This is a genomic window from Pedobacter sp. UBA4863 (assembly GCF_002399615.1).
Classification (GTDB): domain Bacteria; phylum Bacteroidota; class Bacteroidia; order Sphingobacteriales; family Sphingobacteriaceae; genus Pedobacter.
The window spans coordinates 68,609-91,545 of record NZ_DHDZ01000005.1; the positions used below are offsets into that span (position 1 = coordinate 68,609).

Below are 22,937 nucleotides of genomic sequence, written 5' to 3' on the forward strand. Positions count from 1 at the left end.
ATCAGTTAATACTTGCTATTTCTTCATTTAACTAAACGAGATTGCAGCGGAAATACTTTTTGTGTGCTGATGGGATAATTCTTCTTAGCTTTCTTCTCTATCTTTCATTTTTAGAAAGTTTAAAGGTGTCATCACAGCAATAGAAGAGTTTTTATAATCCTTTACGTTTCTGGTGATAATTGCATCTAAATTTTTTATGGTTAGCGCAGATGAATACTGAATGGAGTCTTTATAATCAGAGAAATCATTTTTTAATGCCTGAATGATTTCTGCTTTTGTTGTTCCAACTATTTCAGTCATTTCAGTTAATGCTTCAATAACATCGAGGGTTTTCTTGTTGCCTAAAAATCTCCTTATGATGTAATATATATTGTTAATGCTTACTGCCGAGAGGTAGAGTTTTACATTTCCTTGCTCATTGAGTTCAAAAAGCTCGCTCGCTGGGTTTGCATAAGGTTCTCTGTCCGTGAAAAAATCAATAACAACATCAGAATCTACAAAAAGATTATACGCCATATTTTTTTGAAAGTTCTTCTGTTAAAATCTGTTTATAATCGAAATTATCTCCTGTTTTTATAATGCCTCTAAGTTTTTTAACCTTAGGTGAAAGTTGTTTTTGTTTAACTTTTTTACGGTTCACAGTTATAAGCTTGAAGTAGTTTTCTACCATCTCTGAAAGACTTTGCCCTTTTTCTTTCGCATATTCTTTGGCAATTTCTATCACTTCCTTTTCTATTGTTAGTGTCAGCTTTGTACTCATCTTGCTAAAGTTTAAACAAAAATACGTGTATTATTTTAATTTATCAACACGTGTGATTTTTTAAGCTATAGAAGGGTTGTTGGTCTAGTGCACAGTTTTTCGTTAGCTAAACGGGATTGCAGCGGATCCCGATGTTTCATCGGGAGAAGCGTAAAGCCCGACTATCGGGAGCGATGAAATGCAACCGTTGCTTTTCAAACCCCTCTCTGCCTTCGGCATCTATCGATAGTTGTTTATTTGATTTTTGTATCAATGAGCTCGCTACGCTTTGGTTCTCCCCTAAATGGGAGAGAAGTGTGCTTGGGAAAATTAATACGTTTTTGAAGGGGCTAAAACAGTGACCAAGTTTTTACAACATTAAAACACTTAACTTTTGGTGTTTAAGCGGTAAAACGTACATTTGCCAGAACAAAAATTCTTAAAAGATCATGCAATACGATGTAGTTGTTATTGGCTCGGGTCCGGGCGGTTATGTAGGTGCCATCCGTTGTGCACAATTAGGTTTAAAAACAGCGGTAATAGAAAAATATAAAACTTATGGCGGTACCTGCTTAAATGTAGGCTGTATCCCGTCTAAGGCATTGTTAGATTCTTCGGAGCACTTTCACAACGCGGCTCATACGTTTACTACTCACGGTATCAATATCAAAGATTTGAAGGTTGATATGAAGCAAATGATTGCCCGTAAGGACGATGTAGTGGCGCAAAATACTGCTGGTATTACGTATCTCTTTAAGAAAAACAAGATTGATGCTTACGAAGGTGTAGGTTCTTTCGAGGATAAAAACACCATTTTGGTTACTAAAGCCGATGGCAGTACTGAGAAATTGACTGCTAAAAACGTAATTATTGCAACAGGTTCTAAACCTACTGCTTTACCGTTTTTACCCATCGACAAAAAACGCATCATTACATCTACCGAAGCTTTAACTTTGAAAGAAGTACCTAAAACTATGGTAGTAATTGGTGGTGGTGTAATTGGTTTAGAGCTAGGTTCTGTATATGCTCGTTTGGGCACAAAAGTTACCGTAGTGGAGTTTGCTCCAGCTATTATCGGCACCATGGATGCTGGTTTGGGTAAAGAATTGCAACGTGTGTTAAAGAAATCTTTAGGCATGGAGTTCTTAACCAACCACAAAGTAACTGGCGCATCGGTTAAAGGCAAAGTGGTTACGGTAACTGCCAATAACGCTAAAGGCGAAGCGGTTGCTGTGGAGGCTGATTACTGTATCGTTGCTGTTGGCAGAACTGCTTATACTGCTGGTTTAGGTTTAGATAAAATTGGCATTGCTACAGAAGAAAGAGGCAACAAAATTCCTGTTAACGACCATTTAGAAACTTCGGTTGCTGGTGTATATGCCATTGGCGATGTGGTTAAAGGTGCGATGTTGGCTCATAAAGCGGAAGATGAAGGTATTTACGTTGCTGAACGTATTGCTGGTCAAAAACCGCATATCAATTATAACTTAATTCCGGGTGTGGTTTACACTTGGCCAGAGGTGGCTTCTGTAGGTCAGACTGAGGAGCAATTGAAAGCTGCTGGCGTGAAATACAAAGCTGGTTCTTTCCCTTTCAAAGCCAGCGGACGTGCGAAAGCAAGTATGGATACCGACGGTTTTGTGAAAGTATTGGCCGATGAGAAAACTGATGAAATTTTAGGCGTTCATATGATTGGCCCACGTGCTGCTGATATGATTGCAGAAGCTGTGGTAGCAATGGAATTCCGTGCTTCGGCAGAAGATATTGCTAGAATTTGCCATGCACACCCAACTTATACCGAAGCTTTAAAAGAGGCTGCTATGGCTGCTACCGAAAATAGAGCGATACATATTTAACCCCAACCCCTAAAGGGGAATTATACAATGCATAATATTAAAATCCTGCGGTTTTTGCCGCGGGATTTTTTGTTTGGTCTTTTTAATTCTTAAGCAGTAAATTTGTGATAACTTTTTTAAAAACAGCTGAGATGAGGCCAAAAACAACATCACAACCTCAATAAAACCATGCGATGAAAAAGCACAACAACATAGACGAATACATTGCAGGTTTTCCTGTAGAAACACAGCAAATCCTAAATAGGTTGCGAGAAGATTTACAGCAAATGGTTCCCAATGCAAAGCAGAAAATCAGTTATGCCATACCAACTTTTACCCTAAACGGCAACTTGATTCATTTTGCTGGCTATAAAAACCATATCGGTCTATACCCAGGCAGTAAAGCCATCGAAGTTTTTGCAGACGACTTAAAAGGCTATCAAACATCAAAAGGAACCATACAATTCCCTATCGAAAAACCTTTACCAATGGATTTGATTAAAAAGATAGTAGATTTTTGCGTAGTACAAAATTTAGCAAAAAAGAAATAAGCTTTGCTGTAAAGCTAGGATATTAAAAAGCATTTAACGAGAATTTTAGATCTTAATTTGTTATTAACCTAAGTTCCTTTAGGTTATTATTTAACTGATTTGCGTGTTGTAGTCTAACTGACTCCGAAATAAATTTGCTTCTCAGCTACTTCGTGGTCAGCGTGGCGAGATATTAGCGATTCGTCGTGCTGAATTTATTTTACCCGTAGCTTTCCGCTACCGATAAATCGGCACAGGCTTCGCTACAGGTCAGCATCAGTTTTAACGGCTGTTTTAGTTCTTTTAATAAACTCCGATTATTAATAACGGGACTTTCAAACTATTTTCAGCACAATATATTGACAGTTATAGCGTATGTGTAAAAATCCACGTTAAACAACCTTCGCTTAACTTTCAAATTCCAAAGCTAAATTGAAATTATCACTTCTTGTGTCACCATTTTTTAGTAATTTAGGTGTGCTTTCCATTTAAGGATAATTCACCTATACAGAAAGCCTCCGCTATTTTAAAAGTCCGCCTCAAGTCCACCTTAACTCCACCTCAAGTCCACGTTAAGTCCACCATGACTGGTGTGCTCCATGTCTGTTCCATGTGTATTACTGTTATGCACCTGTATATAGCTAACCACTGTACTTATCCCAATTTTGGAGATACACTTATCTTCATTATTTAAAAGAAAAAACCATCGGTCACCAATCAGTCGGCACAAGTTAAATTTTGGTTTTTTACGTTGAAACCTGTGCTAAGTCAATTTAACAGTTTATATTAAAGTTTGAACTATTGTATAGCTCTAGAAAAGATCCAACAATCACGTTACTTAAGCTCGACAAACTGTTAGCTATTTCATTAATCCTCTTCCTGCCAAAAACTGTCCAGTAAATCATCTGTTTCGCGGCGGTCTTTCTTTGTTGGGCGGCCGGCTCCTCGATCTCTTTTTAAAGTTGGGGCCTGAAACACCGATTTAAACGCATGGGTTTCTTCTACCGGGGTTAAATCTTTATACTTGGTTACTGCAATTTTAGCATCAGTTCTGTTGTAAGAAAAATCTATCACTTCTATCACTTTCCTTTCAATTCCCTTACTAATCTGATAAATATCGCCAACTTTCACCACAGCCGAAGGTTTAATATTCTGCCCTTTTAACTTTACCCTACCAGCCTTACAAGCATCTGTAGCTAAACTTCTCGTCTTAAAAACGCGGATAGCCCAAAGATATTTATCAATGCGTAGTTTTTCTGTTTCTGCCATAAATGCAAAATTAATGAACATTTTGCTTGATTTTAACTTCTAACTTTTAACTTTTCACATATAAAAGCCTTATTTTGCATAAATTTTAAAATATAATGATTGCCGAACTAAAAAAACAAGTAGAAGAAGCCTGGATAGATAGGGGCTTATTACAATACAAAGAGTATTCTGAAGCCATTGAAACTGTAATACAACTATTAAACAAAGGCGAAATTAGAGTTGCAGAGCCTATTTTAAACGGCTGGGCAATTAACGAGTGGATTAAAAAGGCAGTAATCCTTTATTTCCCAATCAAACAAATGAAGGAAATTAAATCTGGCCCTTTTGTTTACCACGACAAAATGGAGCTAAAAACTGATTATAAAGAGGCCGGTGTACGTGTAGTGCCTATGGCTAGTGCCCGTTATGGTTCTTATCTGGCTTCTGGCGTAATTATGATGCCTTCTTACGTAAACATTGGTGCTTATGTAGATGAAGGTACCATGGTTGACACATGGGCCACCGTAGGTTCATGTGCGCAAATTGGCAAACGTGTACACTTAAGTGGCGGCGTGGGCATTGGTGGTGTTTTAGAGCCCGTACAAGCTGCTCCAGTTATCATCGAAGACGATTGTTTCTTAGGTTCGAGAGCCATTGTGGTAGAAGGTGTACGCGTAGAAAAAGAAGCAGTGTTAGGTGCCAACGTGGTATTAACTGCCTCAACCAAAATTATCGACATTACTGGCGAAACTCCGGTAGAATACAAAGGCGTTGTTCCTTCGCGTTCGGTAGTTATTCCAGGTTCTTACACTAAAAAATTCCCAGCAGGCGAATACCAAGTACCATGTGCTTTAATTATTGGCAAGCGTAAAGAATCTACCGATAAAAAGACTTCTCTTAACGACGCATTAAGAGAGAACAATGTAGCTGTTTAGTTTTTTCGTTGAAAGGTTGGAATGTTAGAACGTTACAACATTCCAGCTTTTCAGCATTACAACTACCCACATGAGAGAAGAAATTAATAAAGCTTTAGAGGTATTAAAAAATGGCGGTGTAATCCTCTATCCTACCGATACCGTTTGGGGTTTAGGCTGCGATGCCACCAATGCCGAAGCAGTTGCCAAAATAAACGAAATTAAAGGTCGTGCAGCCGATAAAAGTTTAATCGTACTATTAGATACCGACAACAAACTGCAAAGCTATGTAAACGACATACCCGAAGTGGCTTACGATTTAATTGAATACGCCGAAAAACCTTTGACCGTTGTTTTTTCTAATGCCAAAAACTTAGCTGCAAACGTAATTAATGCCGATGGTAGTGTAGGCATTAGAATACCAAAACACGATTTCTGCCAACAATTAATCCAGCGTTTCCGTAAACCTATTGTATCTACTTCGGCCAATGTTAGTGGCCAGCCTACACCAAAATTCTTCGATGAAATTAGTGATGACATTAAAGATGCAGTAGCTTACATCGTAGATTTAGAACAAGAAAACAGCACGCCAAAGCAACCATCAACTATTGTTAAATTAGGTGCTGGCGGGCAATTTGAGTTTATAAGGAAGTAACCCCCTAGCCCCCTGAAGGGGGAATTAATAGCAAGCTTAATATTTAACGCCATATAAAAGAAGTCCCCTTTAGAGCTTGTTACGAGATTATTCGGGAGGATTTAGGGGTTTTTCTTAACTTTGCAACCTATGCAAACCAACCCACAGCCTCACGATGCAAAATCCCTTTTGGGAAACATTGAGGCTTCTATCTTTAAAGTCTTAGCCGAAATTGCCGAGCACACCAAAACCGAAACTTATGTTATTGGCGGCTTTGTACGCGACATTTATTTAAACAGGCCCTCTAAAGACATTGATGTAGTGGTATTGGGCAATGGCATTGCATTTGCCGAAAAAGTTGGCCAAAAACTAAAAACAAATGTAGCGGTGTTTAAAAATTTCGGCACTGCCATGTTAAAGCATTCAGACCTAGAAGTAGAATTTGTGGGTGCTCGTAAAGAAAGCTATCGGGCAAATTCTCGTAAACCAATTGTAGAAAATGGCACTTTAGAAGACGACCAACTGCGCCGTGATTTTACCATTAATGCTCTAGCAATATCCTTAAATAAAGAAAACTACGGCGAAGTTGTTGATCCTTTTAATGGTTTAGAAGATTTAGCCAACAAGCTTATCCGGACACCATTAGATCCCGTAGTTACCTTTTCTGACGACCCCTTGCGAATGATGCGGGCTATCCGTTTTGCCACACAACTAAATTTCGAAATAGACCAAGTGGCTATCAATGCCATCAAATCGCAGAAAGAACGCATCAAAATTGTATCTAAGGAAAGAATTACTGACGAATTAAATAAAATTATTCTCGCCAAAAAACCCTCTATAGGCTTTAATTATTTATTCGATACCGGCTTATTGGAGTTAATTTTTCCTCAAATGGCTAAATTATATGGGGTTGATGTGGTTAAAGGCAGGGCGCATAAAGATAACTTTTACCATACATTACAGGTTTTAGATAACATTTGTGAAACTACCGACGATTTATGGCTACGTTGGGCGGCTATTTTACACGATATTGCCAAACCCGCCACCAAACGTTTTGAAGAAGGCCATGGTTGGACTTTCCACGGCCACGAGGATAAAGGCGCACGGATGGTTCCTCAAATATTTGCACAACTTAAACTGCCTTTAAATGAAAAGATGAAATTGGTGCAAAAATTAGTTTTATTGCATTTGCGCCCCATTGTTTTAGCACAAGATAAAATTACAGACTCTGCCGTTCGCCGCTTACTTTTTGAGGCCGGCGAAGATATAGACGGGTTAATGTTGCTCTGCAATGCCGATGTAACTACCAAAAACGAATACAAAATAAAAAAATACCGCAACAATTTTGAGCTGGTAAAACAAAAACTTAAAGATGTAGAAGAACGCGATCAATTGCGTAATTGGCAGCCTCCTATTTCGGGCAACGATATTATGCAGACCTTTGGTTTAAGTGCCGGCAAAGAAGTTGGAATTTTGAAAAACGCCATACGCGAAGCAATTTTAGAAGGCGATATCATAAACAGCTACGAAGAAGCGTTTAACTATATGCTTGCAAAAGCAGAAGAGTTAGGATTAAAAGCAATTTAAGCACAATTACGTTTAGTTTTTCAGTCCCTAGACTTTCAAACATCTGTCTTCGGACTTTTAGAGTTTTTTCTTATTTTTACACCCATAACACAGCATTATTTAATTAGCACATGGCAATTTATAGATTTAGAATTTCTTTTGAAGATTACGACGACGTTACACGCGAAATAGACATCAAGAGCACACAAACTTTCGAAGATTTACATAGGGCCATACACCGCAGTACGGGATACAACGCCGATAAACCCTCATCGTTTTACGTAAGTACGGACAATTGGATTAAAGGCGACGAAATTGCCATTCACCCAACCCAACGTAAAATTGATAATGGGGTAGTTTTGATGGAAAAATCGAAATTGAGCAGCTTTATCGAAGATCCACACCAAAAATTTTACTATATCTATAATTTCGAAAGACCATACGATTTCCATGTTGAATTAATCAAGATTATTTTAGATAACGACCCTAAAATCGAATATCCATACTTGGTAAAAAGTATTGGAGAAGCGCCAAAAATTATTGAAAAAGGCAATATTGGTGGCATTGCAGCAAGCAGTGCAGCTATCAGCAATGATTTTGATTTCTTAAATGAAATGGATTTTGTGCCAGAAGACACCGACGAACTAGAGGCTATGGGCAGCAGTGGTATCAATGCACAAGAAAAATCTCATGACGATGAAGACGAGCAAGAAGATGAATTTGGTGACGGCGAAGAGGATGATTATGGGAACGACGAATACGGCAACGACAACGATGATTATTAAGCCCTGTTAAACGGCCTAGCCCTCCAGTACGCCAATTGTATGCTCACCTCCCCTACCAAAAGGGAAGATGAACAACCTAAGCCTTTGTTGGAAACCCTTTTATTTCATAATCGATGTCACCAAGCAAACCCTACAACACTGAAAATCAAAACAAAAAGACTTTAATTGTTGTAGTTGGCCCAACGGCTATTGGAAAAACCTCGTTGGCCATAGCGTTGGCAAAGCATTACCAAACAGCAGTTATTTCTGCAGATTCGAGGCAATTTTTTAAAGAAATGAGCATTGGCACTGCCAAACCTTCTGCAGAAGAACTGGCCGCAGCGCCACACCATTTCATTAGCTCACACAGCGTTACACAACTGTTTAGCACTGGCGATTTTGAGACCCAAGCATTGGCCTTAATGGAAAAACTGTTTACCGAACATGAGGTATTAATTATGGTTGGCGGCTCGGGCCTGTACATTAATGCCATTTGCAATGGTTTAGATGAAATGCCTGAAATTGACCTCCATATTCGCGAACGGTTAAACCAGCAATTCGCTAACGAAGGTGTTGAACCCATTAGAAAGCAATTGATGGCATTAGATCCCGAGTATTTTGCAAAAGTAGATCAGCATAACCCGCAACGAATGATACGTGGCTTGGAAGTCGTGCTTTCAACCGGGCAAAAACTGAGCTCATTTCTTACCTCAACTAAAAAAGAGCGTCCGTTTAACATTATTAAAATTGGTTTAAACACTGATAGAGCAAAGCTATACCAACAAATTAACCACAGGGTGGACCTAATGATTGAAAATGGCCTGATAGATGAGGTGAAATCCTTAACGGCTTACAAAGATCTTAATGCGCTTAACACGGTGGGCTACTCCGAAATTTTCGACTATTTAGAAGGAAAAACTGACTTGGCTACTGCCATTGACAAAATTAAACAAAACACCCGCCGTTTTGCCAAAAGGCAGCTCACCTGGTTTAGAAAAGATACGGAAACCACTTGGTTTGAGCCAAATGATAGCGTAAATATTTTAACATTGATTAATAACAAATTAAGTTAGATGTCTTATTAAAACTATCTAATCACATAGGAGTTCGATTATTAAATGTACCAAAACAAGCCGTTAAAGCTAGTCCCGAATTAATTTCGGGAGACGGAGCGCAAATTTAGCGTCACCTCCGATACTCGGAGCAAGCGCTGAATTTATTTTGCTTCGCAGCTACTTCGTGGTCAGGGTCGGTGTTACAAATACGCTATCAGAGCACTTATAATCAATAGAATAACAATAGAAATCAGGTTAATATGTATTTTTATAAAAAGAACACGTATTATGCCTCGATCTTCCAGATTTATAATGGACTTCTTTCATAACTAACTAACAAGCATAAAAGATACCATCAATTGTAGGCACGAAGCAATCTTAAAACGTAAGAAAGACATCGAATAATGCTTTAGGATTGCTTCGTGCCTCGCAATGACGAGTTATGAAAGAGTGCTAATCTGGAAATCTTATCTCAGTATTTGTAATCCTTTTGATCATCGGCCAAAGCCCTACCTATATTTCTTAACATACATCAAAAACTTTATGATACCCCTACGCTTATCTTTGTAGTAAACAAAAAGGATAAAATAATGGAATTAGGTATTGGAATGTTTGGCGATTTACAAATTAACGCCAAAGGCGAAATACAATCGGCACAACAACGTTTACAAGAAATTATTAAAGAAATTAAGCTGATGGATGAAGTTGGCTTAGATTTTTATGGCATTGGCGAGCACCACCGACCAGATTACGCAGTTTCTGCGCCTGAAATTATTTTAGCGGCAGCTGCATCGGTAACCAAAAACATCAAGCTAGGAAGCGCCGTTTCGGTACTAAGTTCTTCAGATCCTGTAAAGCTATACCAAAGTTTTGCAACGGTAGATTTAATTTCTAACGGCAGGGCCGAGCTTATGGCGGGTCGTGGAAGCTTCATCGAATCGTTTCCGCTGTTTGGCCACAATTTAGCAGATTACGATGCCTTGTTTGACGAAAAACTGAACCTTTTAGTTAAAATTAACCAAGAAGAAACCATTTCTTGGAAAGGGAAATTTAGACCCGAACTAAAAGAACAACAAATTTTGCCTAGAGCGGTGAACAACAACTTAAAAATGTGGGTTGCCGTTGGCGGCACGCCAGCATCGGTAGTAAGGGCAGGTAAACTGGGCTTACCTGTAATGTTCGCTATTATTGGTGGTAATCCGGCGCAGTTTAAACCGCTTGTAGAATATTACCAACAGGCTTACGAGGATGCCGGACATGATAGGAGTAAATTTCAAGTGGGCGTACACATGCACTCGTTTTTTGGCAACGATAGCCAAGAAATTGCCGACTATTACTACCCTTTATATGCGGCTCAGATGGACAGAATTGGCGCATCGAGAGGCTGGCCGCCATTTCAACGCGGACAGTATGACTACGGTAGGTCTAAACACGGACATTTGGTAATTGGCGATGCAAACGAAACTGCTGAAAAAATAATTATGATGCACGAATTGTTTGGCTTAACTCGTTTCTCTGCACACATGGACGTAGGCGCTCCTGCGCACAACCGCATGCTAAAAGCTATTGAGATTTACGGTGATATAATTGCACCGCAAGTAAGAAAAGCTTTAGGTAAATAAGCTGCTCGGCATCGACCAAGAATGAGAGCTTGTTCCGATTTTATTGGGGAGAAACCTTTACAGCGTATAAATAAAGATTTCTCCCTATGCTAGAAATAACGACATTTTTTAAGTGGTTATTAATTATTACTAACTTTAACACATGACAAATAATTGTGTAATTGCAACAGGTGCCACTTTTGGGATACTGGCTATAATTTTAGGCGCTTTTGGTGCACATGCTTTAAAAAAGGTGCTATCAACAGAGAAGATAGCTTCGTTTGAAGTTGGTGTGAGGTACCAAACTTACAGTGCGCTGTTTTTGCTGCTCATTGGCTATAATACTAATTTCGAAGTTAGCCTTCTACAATGGGCATATTATTTAGTTACTATTGCAACGATATTTTTTTCATTCAGCATCTATCTGTTATCGTTGGCTGAGTATCTGAAAAAGAATTTTAAATTTCTTGGCCCGGTTACGCCAGTGGGCGGATTATTGATGATTTTGGGATGGGGCTGCTTACTGTTTTCTGCTATTTAAGGTTACTGTTTTTGCAAACTAAACCCGATTGTAGCGGTAATACTTTTTGCTACATCATTTCGACAGCCTGCTCCGACCATTCGGAGAGGAACGAAGAGAAATCTGTTTAATAGTAGTACTTAGTTGTGAGATTTCTTTCTACGTTCGAAATAACGAATTCAGCAAACAAAAAGATTATAGCGAAAAGCGGGGCTACCTAAAATAGTAGCAACGACACTGCTTTTCAAGATAAAAAAACTGATATTGCAATTGGGAAAAAATTAATTAGCAACCAAAGGCAGAACTAACCACATTAGAAATTTCGCTGGTTATTGGCCTAAATTTACTAAAGATTACAATCGCCTTAATTACAATATTTGTAAAAAAGAGAAAATCAACAGCTAAGTAAATAGCTTACAACGCCGCCTTCACCAGATAAGGCAAGATTTCCTTTTGAAAGGTCACAAAATTCTTGCGTACATCGGCATCGCTTACAGAGGTAAAAGCAAACGAAAACACAATACTTTTACTGGCTTTTAGCAAAAATGCCAAGCCACCTTTTTTTGCAGGGTTATTTTTAAAGTGATCTAGCTCCAAATAAGCCGATAATAAAAGCGCCTCTAATTGATCGGAAAGGTGTTTTAAAAACTCTTGCGAATTAGCGTTTTCGCGTACAAAATCCCAACCAATAAACTCGTTACATACCGTAAACGAAAGCCTGCTAGTTTTCATTACCAAGGCAGTTAAATGTTCTTCTTCGGTAGCATACTGCACTTTATTGGTTAAAATACCATGCAAATTAATGTCAAGGTAATCCATCAAAATAAAATCGAGTATCTGTTCTTTACTATCGAAATATTTATAGATAGTTGCTTTTGCAATACGAGCTTTTTTTGCTATTTCGTTTACACTGGTTTTATGATAACCGTATTTTCTAAACAGCTCTTTTGCAGCCCTCAGAATACTTTCTTTTATTTTTTCTGGTTCCATTAATTTCTTACGTATAAAGTATTGCCAGCAATATTAACCGTGTATCTTTTTAAAGACATTTTAGCTGGTGCTTTTTGAGGGCTGCCATCTAGCAACGAAAATTTACCTCCAGAACATGGGTCTGTTGCCGTAAAACCGCTGTCATCGGGGTTAACGGCACATGCTTTTTCGGGGTTTACGGTGCTGCAACGATCAAAAGCCACATAACCTGTGGGCGTTCTTACAATCATTAAACCAGCTACGCCCGTATTTGGTACCAAGAGAATATTATTTTTAGCAGTTATGCTAAATTCTACCAAGGTTACGTTGTAATTTACTGGGTAATCGGGCACAAAGTTTTCTTCCTTGCCACAAGATGTAAAAAGCAAAATAACTAGCATGCTACCCAATAGTCTATTCATATATTAAATAGTGGCCGATTGATATTGCTTCAAGAAACGCACATCGTTTTCAGAGAACAAACGTAAATCTTTAATCTCAAATTTAAGATTGGCAATACGTTCAATCCCCATTCCAAAGGCAAAACCACTGTATTTTTTACTGTCGATACCACAGTTCTCCAATACATTTGGATCTACCATTCCGCAACCCAAAATTTCTACCCAACCGCTACCTTTACACATTTGGCAGCCAGCGCCTTTACAGATGCTACAAGAAATATCCATCTCGGCAGATGGTTCTGTGAATGGAAAATAAGATGGGCGGAAACGTACTTTAGTACCTTCGCCATATAATTCTTGAACGAAATAGAACAAAGTTTGCTTTAAATCTGCAAACGAAACTTTCTCATCTACATACAAACCTTCTACTTGATGGAAAAAACAGTGCGCTCTGGCAGAAATTGCTTCGTTACGGTAAACACGGCCTGGCATTAATGCTCTAAAAGGTGGCTTGCCGGCCTCCATCATACGTACTTGCACTGATGAGGTGTGTGTACGTAGAGCGATGTCGCCTTTTTCTCCGCCTTTTTTAATGAAGAAAGTATCTTGCATATCTCTTGCCGGATGCTCTTCGGGGAAGTTCAAGGCAGAGAAGTTGTGCCAATCGTCTTCAATTTCTGGACCTTCGGCAACGCTAAAGCCTAGTTTATTGAAAATTTCGATAATTTCTCTACGCACAATGGCCAAAGGATGACGCGTACCCAACTCAAAACCTTCGCCTGGCAGCGTTAAGTCTTGTTGGTTATTCTTCTCAGTATCTTGCGAAGATGAAATGGCCTCGTTTAAGGTTTGGTACTTGGTTTCTGCCAATTGTTTAAATTGGTTTAGCACCTTACCTAAAGTTCTTTTTTCTTCTGGAGAAACCGCTTTAAATTCATCAAAAATATCTTTAATAATACCCTTGGTGCCTAAAAAGCGAATTCTAAACTGCTCCAGTTCTGCTGCATTACTTGTAGAAAACGAGTTAATTTCTGTGGTGTACTGCGTAATTTGGTCTTGTAACATAGGCCAAATATACACGATTTTATATTATTTTTTTGTCAGAGCGAGTTCAAAAACTTGTTTGGTAATAGAATAAATACGCAAAATGAACTGAAAAGGATTTTTGGTTATGAAGGTTTAATTTTTAGGAATTAATTACACCAACCATACGCCCTCTTTTTCTAATAAAACTTATTTTTTAGCCTTAAAAAATAGCTCTCAAAATATTTATATGAAAGATGAGCAAAATAGAAAGTAAATACACTGGTTAACAATAATGTAAGCATATCCTTATTAAATTGTCCAAAACCGCTTAAATACTTCCCTATCAACAAATAAAAAGCATATTGAAACACTGGATGGATCACATATATGCCATAAGACAATTTACCACCGTAATTAAGCCATTCTGCTTTTTTCAATCCACTAGTGATATTAATATCATAAAAAACTAAATAAAAAATTAGCAATACGAACCAGAAAACAAGTATAATTTTGATGGAGAACAAGTGTTGTACGAGTACAATAAATAGCAGTGCAGCAATCAATATAAATCCTAACAACTTGTTTTTGTCTCTTAGTTTATCTAACCAGTTTCTTTTTTGCAAAAAAACATAGCCAAGCAGAGCTCCAGCAAAGAAATCTAGGAGATAATAAAATGTATGAAAGCTAAATGCACTTCCTCTATTTTTTGCCATTAGAATGTACACTATACCACTAAGGGCTAAACCTAATAACAACCATTTTATTTTTTTTACACTACAAACTAATAAAGCTAGCCCAAGTACAATATAAAACTGCTCTTCGATAGAGATTGACCATAATATAGAGGTATTACCTGGTATTAATGTGAAATCGTTTAACTCATACATCTGTTTCATTGCGAAGTTTCCCAAAAACAGCATAAAATAAGGAAGTGTCGTATAAGTATAAATCTTTCCCAAAAATAATTTAACTATCAATGGAACCACAAAATATCCTATAAAAACAAAAAGAAAATATAATGGCCATATTCTTAATGCCCTTCGTATCATGAATTTTTTAAAACTAAATTCATTTCTCATTTTATCTGTAGTTGCCAAATACCCCAACAGAAAACCGCTCAATACAAAAAATAAAGAAACCCAGTTGCTTCCATTACATATTAAGCTAGCCACATTTTTAAACGGATAAGGAAGACTAAGGTAGTCCAAACCTGCTGTTACACAATGACCAAACAACACAAAAAAAGCAGCAATAAACCTTAATATATCCAAATTAGGAAAATATGGCCGCACTGCTAATGGCTTGTCAGTCATTATAATTTTTATATATTCATCAAAAAATCATTGTTGTTTAATGATGTTAATTAAACAACAATGATCTTTCGCAATCTTCATCAATTATTTAATCACTCCTAACGCTTTACCCACTTTGGTAAATGCAGCGATGGCTTTATCTAAATGATGTTGCTCGTGAGCTGCCGAAAGCTGTACCCTGATACGAGCTTTGCCCTGCGGTACTACCGGATAGAAAAATCCGATCACATAAATGCCTTCTTCCAACATTTTAGCAGCAAACTCTTGCGCCACTTTTGCATCGTACAGCATTACGGGCACAATTGGATGAAAACCAGGTTTGATATCGAAACCAGCGGCGGTCATTTTTTCGCGGAAATACTTGGTATTGTACTCTAATTTATCACGCAATGCAGTAGTTTCGCTCAGCATATCTAACACCGCCACAGAGGCTCCAGCAATAGCAGGCGCCAAAGTATTAGAGAACAAATACGGACGCGAACGTTGGCGCAACATATCTACAATTTCTTTACGACCAGAGGTAAAACCGCCAGATGCACCACCTAAAGCCTTACCCAAAGTACCCGTAATAATATCAATACGATTGATTACATCAAAATACTCGTGGGTTCCCCTACCTGTTTTACCAATAAAACCAGAGCAATGCGATTCATCTATCATCACTAAAGCTTCGTATTTGTCTGCCAAATCACAAATTTTATCTAGCGGTGCCACAGCACCATCCATAGAGAAAGCACCATCAGTAACAATCATTCTATGGCGACAATCTTTGGCAGCGATTAATTGCTTCTCTAAATCCTCCATGTCACAATTTTTGTAGCGAAAACGTTGTGCTTTACACAAACGCACCCCATCAATAATAGAGGCGTGGTTCAATTCATCAGAAATTATAGCATCTTCTGGGCCCAACAAGGGTTCAAAAACACCACCGTTGGCATCAAAAGCGGCAGCGTACAAAATGGTATCTTCTGTCCCTAAAAATTCAGAAATCTTAGCTTCCAACTCTTTATGAATATCCTGCGTACCACAAATGAAACGTACCGAAGACATCCCATAACCGTACTGGTCAATTGCTTTCTTGGCGGCCTCAACTACTGCTGGATGCGATGACAGCCCCAGGTAATTATTGGCACAAAAGTTAATCACCTCGGCACCAGTATTTACTTTAATATCTGCCCCTTGGGGCGTTGTAATAATTCTTTCGCGTTTATAAAGGCCAGCTTGTTCAATTTCTGCAAGCTCTTTTTGTAGAACGGGTTGTAGGGTTTTATACATGCTTATATTTTTTATGATAGAATGAACCACAAAGATAGTATTTTGACACTTAGAGCCTGTTTAAAATTTATCTAATAATTTGTTTATGTTTCTTTTCGGCTGCAACTTTGTTGTGTTTTTTTGAGGTAGAAGCACTGCTATCTCTTCAAAAACACGCCTCGTTTCGCTCAAAAATAAGCGATAAACATTTTTACAACATAAATTTAAACAGGCTCTTAACAAACTTTAACTTCTAAAATATGTTGATGTATAGCAAATTGCACTATATTTAATCTAATGAAGAAAAACTACCTCTTGCTTTTTTGCTTGTTAGCGCCCTCTTTTTTTGCTCTAGCTCAACAATATGAAATAAAAGGGAAAATTGCTGATAGCGATGGCCATCCCATCCCTTTTGTGTCTATTTTTATAAAGGGAACTACTAAAGGTGTTTCTGCAAATGTAGATGGTGCTTACAACATTAAAGTAGATAAAGGTGCGGTAACTTTAACCTACACCGTGGTGGGTTTTAAATCTGTAAGCCAAACCATTGATGTTTATGACAATATTACTTTAAACCAAACCTTACAAACCGAACAATACACCTTAAACAGTGTGGTAATTAAGGCAAATGGCGAAGATCCCGCCTATAAAATTGTAAGAAATGCCATTAAAAACCGAAAGGCTTATTTAGAAGAAATTTTTGCTTACCATAGCGATGTTTACATTAAGGGGATGCAGAAGTTAGTAGGTGCCCCTAAAAAGTTTTTTGGTAGAGATATTCAAAAAACGCTGAACCTAGACACCAACAGAAATGGCATTTTATACCTGTCCGAATCTCAATCTAAGTTTTCTTACATGAAACCTAATAAGATCAAGGAAGAGATGATTTCCTCCAAAATTTCTGGTCGGAATAATGCTTTTAGCTTTAACAAAGCTTCGGACATGAGAATTAACTTTTACGAAAACCTGCTTTTAGCAAATACAGGCCTCAGCGCTAGAAGTTTTGTTTCGCCAATTGCCGATAATGCACTGTTTTATTACAACTACAAATTATTGGGCAAAACCGAAGAAAACGGCCTAACCATTAACAAAATAGCAGTTACTCCCCGAAGAAAGAACGATCCCGCTTTTAGAGGGGTGATTTACATTGCTGACAATATTTGGCGGTTAATGGGAACCGACTTAAACCTTACCAAAGAAGCCGGCATTAACCTTATCGACACGCTAAATATTGCGCAACAATTTATTAAAATTGATAAATATTACATGCCCGGAAACCTTAAATTTCAGTTTAATGGCAATGTATTTGGCTTTAAGTTCGAAGGGTATTTTATTAGTTTTTATAGCAATTACGATATTAACCCAAAGTTTGAGAAAGGCTATTTCACTCCAGAAATATTGAAGATTACCAAAGCAGTAAACAAAAAAGATTCTGCTTATTGGGCAAACAATAGGCCTATTCCACTAACCAGCGAAGAGCGTAGAGACTATATTAAGAAAGACAGCATTGCATTGCGGATGCAAAGTAAACCCTACCTCGATTCGATAGAGAAAGCGAACAACAATTTCACCCTCGGAAAAATTTTAATAACCAGTTATTCGCATAACGACAGGTACAACAAACGCTCTTATAATTTTGATCCAATAATAAGAGCTGTTTTTTACAACACCGTAGAAGGTTTTGCCATTAAATATGGCGCCACTTATCGTAAAAGATATGAAAACAATGAATTTTTAACCATTAGACCAGAAGCTAGGTATGGCTTTAAAAACAAAATATTTACGGCAAATATTAGCACCTACTATTATTACGATGCTATAAAACGAGCTGGTATTGGATTAGGTTTTGGCAACGAAATAAGCGATTTAAACAACTATGGCACCATGGATTTGCTTGCTAACTCTGTTAACTCGCTGTTATTTGAAAGAAATTTTCCTAAATTTTATAAACGCAACTTTGCAAGTATTACTACGCAAAGAGAATTAACTACAGGTTTGCAGGCTTCCTTATCGTTAGACTATACCACAAACTATGCGCTTACCAATAGCACTTTATACAAATTTAGAGATTTCCAAGACAGGGCATTTATTTCGAACAATCCGCTAAATCCCACCAACGATTCGCCTTTTTTCCCGAATTATAAATCTACTTCGGCAACTGCCAATTTAACTTATACTATTGGTCAGAAATACATTACTAGGCCAGATGCAAAAATCTATACCGAATCTAAATATCCACGCTTAAATTTACGGTATAAGAAAGGCATAGAAGGGCTTTTAGGAGGCGAAACTGATTACGACCTAATTACTTTTGAAGCCTACCAAGAGCGTATTGGCCTAGGTTTATTCGGCTATACCTCGTTTGTAGTTGGCGCAGGCAAGTTTTTAAACAATGAGAAACTCTTCTATCCAGAGTTTAAACATTTTAGGGGCAACAATGCCATGTTCTTCCCTCCTAACTTAAGGAAGTTCAGATTTTTAGACTTTTATCAATACAGTACTAACGAACATTATTTCGAAGCACATGTAGAACATAACTTTTCGGGTTTCATCCTCAATAAAGTCCCTTTATTAAGGAAATTAAAACTAGAAGAAATAATCGGGATTAATTATCTCTCGCAACCCCAGAAAAAGAATTATACGGAGTACTATTTTGGTATCCAGCGCTTAATATTTGGTATTAGTTACGGCTTTGCTTACGATAATGGCAGAAAAGTCAATCACGGCTTCAGGTTTGCCTATGGTTTTTAATAGTTAAACACGCATGGTGCATTAACAATTAAATTATAGGAAATAACTGGCTTAATCAGCATCAAGTACATTTAATTATTAAACCAAGGTTGCTACAACAAAAGCTTTTCGTTATTTTAACGTTATTAACTAACCAAAAATCCGTTTTCTTTAATGGCATGCTACCTCCGATGTCTTTTATTCGTATTATTTTGCTGTAAGGCATCGGTCGGCTTTGCCCAACAATTTGTGCTTACAGGTAAAATTACAGAACCCAAAGGCACAAGCATCCCATTTGTTTCGGTATATGTAAACACCACCACACAGGGCACTTCGTCTAATATTGATGGCCAATACAAATTAACTTTACCTTCCGGAAATATAGAACTATTAATTACTGCGGTAGGCTACGAAGACCGAAAAGTAACCGTATTGATCAAGGAACAAACAACTTTAGACATTATACTTGCGCCAAAAATTTTCACCTTAAATGATGTGATAATTAAATCGCCAACCGAAAACAGGGCTAATGAGATTATTAAAAAGGTAATTACTCACCGAAAAACCTATTTAAACGAAGTTGAGGCCTTTTCTTGTGAAGTTTATACCAGAGGGATGCAGCAGCTATTAAATGCGCCCAAAAAATTCTTTGGCAGAGATGTAGCTACTATTTTAGAGTTAGACAGCAACAGGCAGGGAATTATCTATTTATCAGAAACCGAATCTAAACTTGATTTTAAACAACGGGACAAGGTTAAGGAAGTAATGATTTCCTCGAAAATTGCCGGAGACGACAACGGTTTCAGTTTCAATAAAGCATCAGATTTAAGCGCTAACTTTTACAATAATATTTTATTCAAAGACAAACTTTGTGTAAGAGGCTTTGTATCGCCTGTGGCAGATAACGCATTTGCTTATTATCAGTATAAGTTTTTGGGAAATAGTGAGAAAGACGGAAAAATCATCAGTAAAATACAGGTAACTCCAAAGCGTAAAAACGCCCCTGCTTTTTCGGGCGTAATTTATATTGTAAACGATAGCTGGCGAATTAGTGCAGTAAACCTTTTTGTAACCAAAGAAAACGGCATTGAGTTAATTGACACCCTTACGGTGAAACAACAACTGGTAGAAGTTGGGCAGGTTTACGTGCCGCAATCTATCCAGTTTAGCATTGCCGGAAAAATTTTTGGCTTCCAATTTTCTGGCTATGTTTTAGGCGTGTACAAAAACTATAACATCCAACCTAAATTTAACAAGAACTTTTTTACCAAGGAAATTTTAAGAATAGAAAGATTATCGAACAAAAAAGATCCATTTTATTGGGAAAAACATCGTTCTGTACCCTTAACTATAGACGAAAAGAATAACTACCAAAAAAAGGATAGCATTAGTGCATTAAAAACATCGCAAAAGTATTTAGACTCGGTAGATCAGGCGAAGAACAGGTTTAACCCCATGCAGGTATTGGTAACCCCATATGTACATTACAGGAGTTACAACAAAAAAAGTGTTACTTACGACCCTGTGGCTACCAGCATTTTTTACAACACAGTAGAAGGTTTAGCGTTAAAATATGCCGCAACTTGGCGTCAGGGCGATGAAGATGGCCGTTATTACACCATTAAACCCGAGGTTCGCTATGGTTTTGCCATAGACCGTTTTAACGCCAACATCCAATCTAAATATTTGTACGACCCCGTTAGAAATGGTACTATTTCGGTAGGTTTTGGTTCGGACGTGGTAAACCTCAACTCAAATCAGCAAACCAATTTATTGCAGAACACCATTAACACGTTGGTTTTTGGGAAAAATGTAGCCAAATTTTATGAACGTAAGTTTTTTAATGTAGAAGCTTCTAGAGAGTTTGCCCCAAGTTTCGAGCTAAAAGTAAGTGTAGATTATGCCCACAGAAAGGCGCTAACCAATAGCAATTTCACCAATTTTAGAAACAACCCCAACTTTACTTCCAACAATCCATTTGACCCAAATAACGAAACCAGTTTATTGTTTCCGAAACACAAAGCATTAGTGCTAAGCGGCACCTTGGCTTATACCGTAGCACAAAAATACATTAACCGGCCCGATGGACGTTTTTACATGGAAAGCGATTACCCCAGAATTGAGTTTAATTACAAACAAGGTTTAAGAGGGATTTTTGGCTCTAGCGTAGATTACAATTTTTTATCGCTAGAAATTTATCAAAAGAAATTACACTTTGGCATGCTGGGCAAATCGTCCATCTTGCTGGGGGCAGGCAAGTTTTTAACTTCCAAAAGCCTAAACTATCCCGATTGGAAGCATTTTAGGGCAAACCAATCTATTGTTTTTAATCCCGACGAACGCTATTTTCAGTTTTTAGATTTCTATATTTTTAACACTACCCAACAATATTTCGAAGCCCATTGCCAACATAATTTCGGTTCGTTTATCCTCAACAAAATTCCCTTATTAAAAAAACTAAAGCTCGAAGAAATTATTGGTTTTGCCTACCTATCGTCGCCAGAAAAAAGAAATTACAACGAGTTTTATTTTGGCGTAAAACGATTGAGTTTCCGCATTCACTACGGTTACGCTTACGACAGGGATGTTCTAATTAAAAAAGGCTTCAAATTTTCTTACGGATTTAATCTGTAGTTTCGTTTCCTACGGGACTTTCCCCAATTATGGGATGCACAGCTAACTATGCACTGCAAAGATAGACTACATCAAACTCCTAATAAAGATAAAAGCATCTGCGGCTTAAATCTGACGAAAATCATCTTGTCAAATAAGAAATTAGCTTTACCTTTGCACCATTAAACGCCGTTTGCAGCGGTATCAATAAATTATGACATACCACACCTTACTTTATTATTGCTATTCGCCAATAGCAGATGCAGAACAATTTGCTGCCGATCATTTAAAATTTTGTAAATCTCTAGGTTTAGTTGGCCGTATCATTGTAGCCGACGAAGGCTTAAATGGCACCATTTCTGGTACTGTTGAAGCTTGCAAAGCTTATATGGAGCATATCCAGGCCGATGAGCGCTTTGCCAAAACAGAGTTTAAAATTGATGAGGTTGAAGAACCTTCGTTCATTAAAATGCACTGCCGTTACAAGGCAGAAATTGTACACTCTGGTTTACGCGACACCAGCATTATAGATCCAAATAAACAAACTGGCAAGCATTTAGAACCGAAAGATTTCAGTGAAATGATGCACCAAGAAGATGTGATTGTTTTAGACGTAAGGTCTAATTACGAACACAATTTGGGCAAGTTCAAAAATGCAATCACTTTAGATATTGAAAACTTTAGGGATTTTCCAGAGCAGATTGAAGCGCTAGCGCAATACAAAGACAAGAAGGTATTAACCTATTGTACCGGAGGGATTAAATGCGAAAAAGCCTCTGCCCTATTGCTACATCATGGCTTTAATGATGTTTACCAATTACACGGCGGCATCATCAAATATGGCAAAGAAGCTGGTGGTAAAGATTTTGAAGGAAAATGCTACGTTTTCGACAACAGAATTGCGGTTGATGTTAATTCGGTAAACCCTACTGTGGTAAGCACGTGCTTAAACTGCGGCATTACAACTCCAAAAATGATTAATTGCGCCAATCCGGAGTGTAACGAGCATTTCACACAGTGCGATGCCTGTGGCGAAGAACTACAAGGCTGTTGTTCTGTGGAGTGTACCACGCATCCACGCAAACGCACTTACGATGGCACGGGTTACTATGTAAAAGTTCCGCAGCAGGTAGCGGTGAAATCATAGTTTATGGTTTATGGTTAATAGTTGATAGCCATGATTAAGTTCATTGTAATTTTAATTTATAGAGGTCATTAGATAATT

20 protein-coding genes are annotated in these 22,937 nt (G+C 37.8%); 12 read left to right on the plus strand and 8 right to left on the minus strand.

The features are described from left to right. Positions 1-84: 84 nt before the first annotated feature. Complete coding sequence (locus B3I52_RS00950) at positions 85-516, minus strand: type II toxin-antitoxin system VapC family toxin (RefSeq protein ID WP_293297501.1); 432 nt, start codon at positions 514-516, stop codon at positions 85-87. Further along, positions 506-760 carry a DUF6364 family protein gene (locus B3I52_RS00955; protein ID WP_293297504.1) on the minus strand — a complete coding sequence of 85 codons (255 nt, stop codon included), beginning with the start codon at positions 758-760 and terminating at the stop codon, positions 506-508. Before B3I52_RS00955 ends, B3I52_RS00950 begins: the two co-directional genes overlap by 11 nt. 428 nt (positions 761-1,188) lie before the next feature. Here B3I52_RS00955 and lpdA point away from each other — a divergent pair, with 428 nt between their 5' ends. Together lpdA and B3I52_RS00965 are read left to right on the plus strand one after the other, a co-directional pair. Continuing rightward, on the plus strand, positions 1,189-2,595 hold the full coding sequence (gene lpdA / locus B3I52_RS00960) for a dihydrolipoyl dehydrogenase (RefSeq protein WP_293297507.1): 1,407 nt from the start codon (positions 1,189-1,191) through the stop codon (positions 2,593-2,595). Positions 2,596-2,768: 173 nt separating this feature from the next. Continuing rightward, positions 2,769-3,125, plus strand: coding sequence for an iron chaperone (locus B3I52_RS00965; protein WP_293297510.1), 357 nt, complete (start codon positions 2,769-2,771; stop codon positions 3,123-3,125). A gap of 846 nt (positions 3,126-3,971) precedes the next feature. Here B3I52_RS00965 and B3I52_RS00970 read toward each other — a convergent pair. After that, positions 3,972-4,373, minus strand: coding sequence for an RNA-binding S4 domain-containing protein (locus tag B3I52_RS00970; RefSeq protein WP_293297551.1), 402 nt, complete (start codon positions 4,371-4,373; stop codon positions 3,972-3,974). Between the two features lie 95 nt (positions 4,374-4,468). Between B3I52_RS00970 and B3I52_RS00975 the strand changes: the two genes are divergently transcribed. The 7 genes from B3I52_RS00975 (at position 4,469) to B3I52_RS01005 (ending at position 11,427) form a co-directional block, all read left to right on the plus strand. Beyond that, complete coding sequence (locus tag B3I52_RS00975; protein ID WP_293297513.1) at positions 4,469-5,287, plus strand: 2,3,4,5-tetrahydropyridine-2,6-dicarboxylate N-succinyltransferase; 819 nt, start codon at positions 4,469-4,471, stop codon at positions 5,285-5,287. Between the two features lie 70 nt (positions 5,288-5,357). Then, positions 5,358-5,921 carry an L-threonylcarbamoyladenylate synthase gene (locus B3I52_RS00980; protein WP_293297515.1) on the plus strand — a complete coding sequence of 188 codons (564 nt, stop codon included), beginning with the start codon at positions 5,358-5,360 and terminating at the stop codon, positions 5,919-5,921. Between the two features lie 129 nt (positions 5,922-6,050). Beyond that, a complete protein-coding gene (locus B3I52_RS00985; protein WP_293297517.1) occupies positions 6,051-7,487 on the plus strand; it encodes a CCA tRNA nucleotidyltransferase in 1,437 nt (478 codons plus the stop codon). Positions 7,488-7,597: 110 nt separating this feature from the next. Then, positions 7,598-8,251 carry an IS1096 element passenger TnpR family protein gene (locus tag B3I52_RS00990; RefSeq protein WP_293297519.1) on the plus strand — a complete coding sequence of 218 codons (654 nt, stop codon included), beginning with the start codon at positions 7,598-7,600 and terminating at the stop codon, positions 8,249-8,251. Positions 8,252-8,364: 113 nt separating this feature from the next. Continuing rightward, the gene (gene miaA / locus B3I52_RS00995; RefSeq protein ID WP_293297521.1) at positions 8,365-9,303 is read left to right on the plus strand and encodes a tRNA (adenosine(37)-N6)-dimethylallyltransferase MiaA; all 939 of its coding nucleotides are present in this window, start codon (positions 8,365-8,367) and stop codon (positions 9,301-9,303) included. Between the two features lie 572 nt (positions 9,304-9,875). After that, positions 9,876-10,907 (plus strand): LLM class flavin-dependent oxidoreductase, encoded by a 1,032-nt coding sequence (locus tag B3I52_RS01000; protein ID WP_293297523.1) that lies wholly within the window; start codon positions 9,876-9,878, stop codon positions 10,905-10,907. Between the two features lie 142 nt (positions 10,908-11,049). Next, the gene (locus tag B3I52_RS01005) at positions 11,050-11,427 is read left to right on the plus strand and encodes a DUF423 domain-containing protein (RefSeq protein ID WP_293297526.1); all 378 of its coding nucleotides are present in this window, start codon (positions 11,050-11,052) and stop codon (positions 11,425-11,427) included. Positions 11,428-11,820: 393 nt separating this feature from the next. Here B3I52_RS01005 and B3I52_RS01010 read toward each other — a convergent pair whose 3' ends face one another. The 5 genes from B3I52_RS01010 to kbl form a co-directional block, all read right to left on the minus strand. After that, a complete protein-coding gene (locus tag B3I52_RS01010; RefSeq protein ID WP_293297528.1) occupies positions 11,821-12,396 on the minus strand; it encodes a TetR/AcrR family transcriptional regulator in 576 nt (191 codons plus the stop codon). Next, a complete protein-coding gene (locus B3I52_RS01015; protein ID WP_293297531.1) occupies positions 12,396-12,797 on the minus strand; it encodes a hypothetical protein in 402 nt (133 codons plus the stop codon). Before B3I52_RS01015 ends, B3I52_RS01010 begins: the two co-directional genes overlap by 1 nt. 3 nt (positions 12,798-12,800) lie before the next feature. Then, positions 12,801-13,841, minus strand: coding sequence for a phenylalanine--tRNA ligase subunit alpha (gene pheS, locus B3I52_RS01020; RefSeq protein WP_293297534.1), 1,041 nt, complete (start codon positions 13,839-13,841; stop codon positions 12,801-12,803). A 158-nt stretch (positions 13,842-13,999) separates the two neighbouring features. Continuing rightward, positions 14,000-15,115 (minus strand): acyltransferase family protein, encoded by a 1,116-nt coding sequence (locus B3I52_RS01025; protein ID WP_293297537.1) that lies wholly within the window; start codon positions 15,113-15,115, stop codon positions 14,000-14,002. A gap of 84 nt (positions 15,116-15,199) precedes the next feature. Beyond that, the gene (gene kbl, locus B3I52_RS01030) at positions 15,200-16,390 is read right to left on the minus strand and encodes a glycine C-acetyltransferase (RefSeq protein WP_293297539.1); all 1,191 of its coding nucleotides are present in this window, start codon (positions 16,388-16,390) and stop codon (positions 15,200-15,202) included. Positions 16,391-16,666: 276 nt separating this feature from the next. Here kbl and B3I52_RS01035 point away from each other — a divergent pair, with 276 nt between their 5' ends. The 3 genes from B3I52_RS01035 to B3I52_RS01045 all read left to right on the plus strand — a co-directional run bounded on the left by B3I52_RS01035 (position 16,667) and on the right by B3I52_RS01045 (position 22,859). Beyond that, positions 16,667-19,120: a DUF5686 and carboxypeptidase regulatory-like domain-containing protein gene (locus B3I52_RS01035; RefSeq protein WP_293297542.1), complete on the plus strand. Its 2,454-nt coding sequence runs from the start codon at positions 16,667-16,669 to the stop codon at positions 19,118-19,120. Between the two features lie 228 nt (positions 19,121-19,348). Next, complete coding sequence (locus B3I52_RS01040) at positions 19,349-21,733, plus strand: DUF5686 and carboxypeptidase regulatory-like domain-containing protein (RefSeq protein ID WP_293297545.1); 2,385 nt, start codon at positions 19,349-19,351, stop codon at positions 21,731-21,733. Positions 21,734-21,926: 193 nt separating this feature from the next. Continuing rightward, positions 21,927-22,859, plus strand: coding sequence for a rhodanese-related sulfurtransferase (locus B3I52_RS01045; protein ID WP_414691865.1), 933 nt, complete (start codon positions 21,927-21,929; stop codon positions 22,857-22,859). Positions 22,860-22,937: the final 78 nt, after the last annotated feature.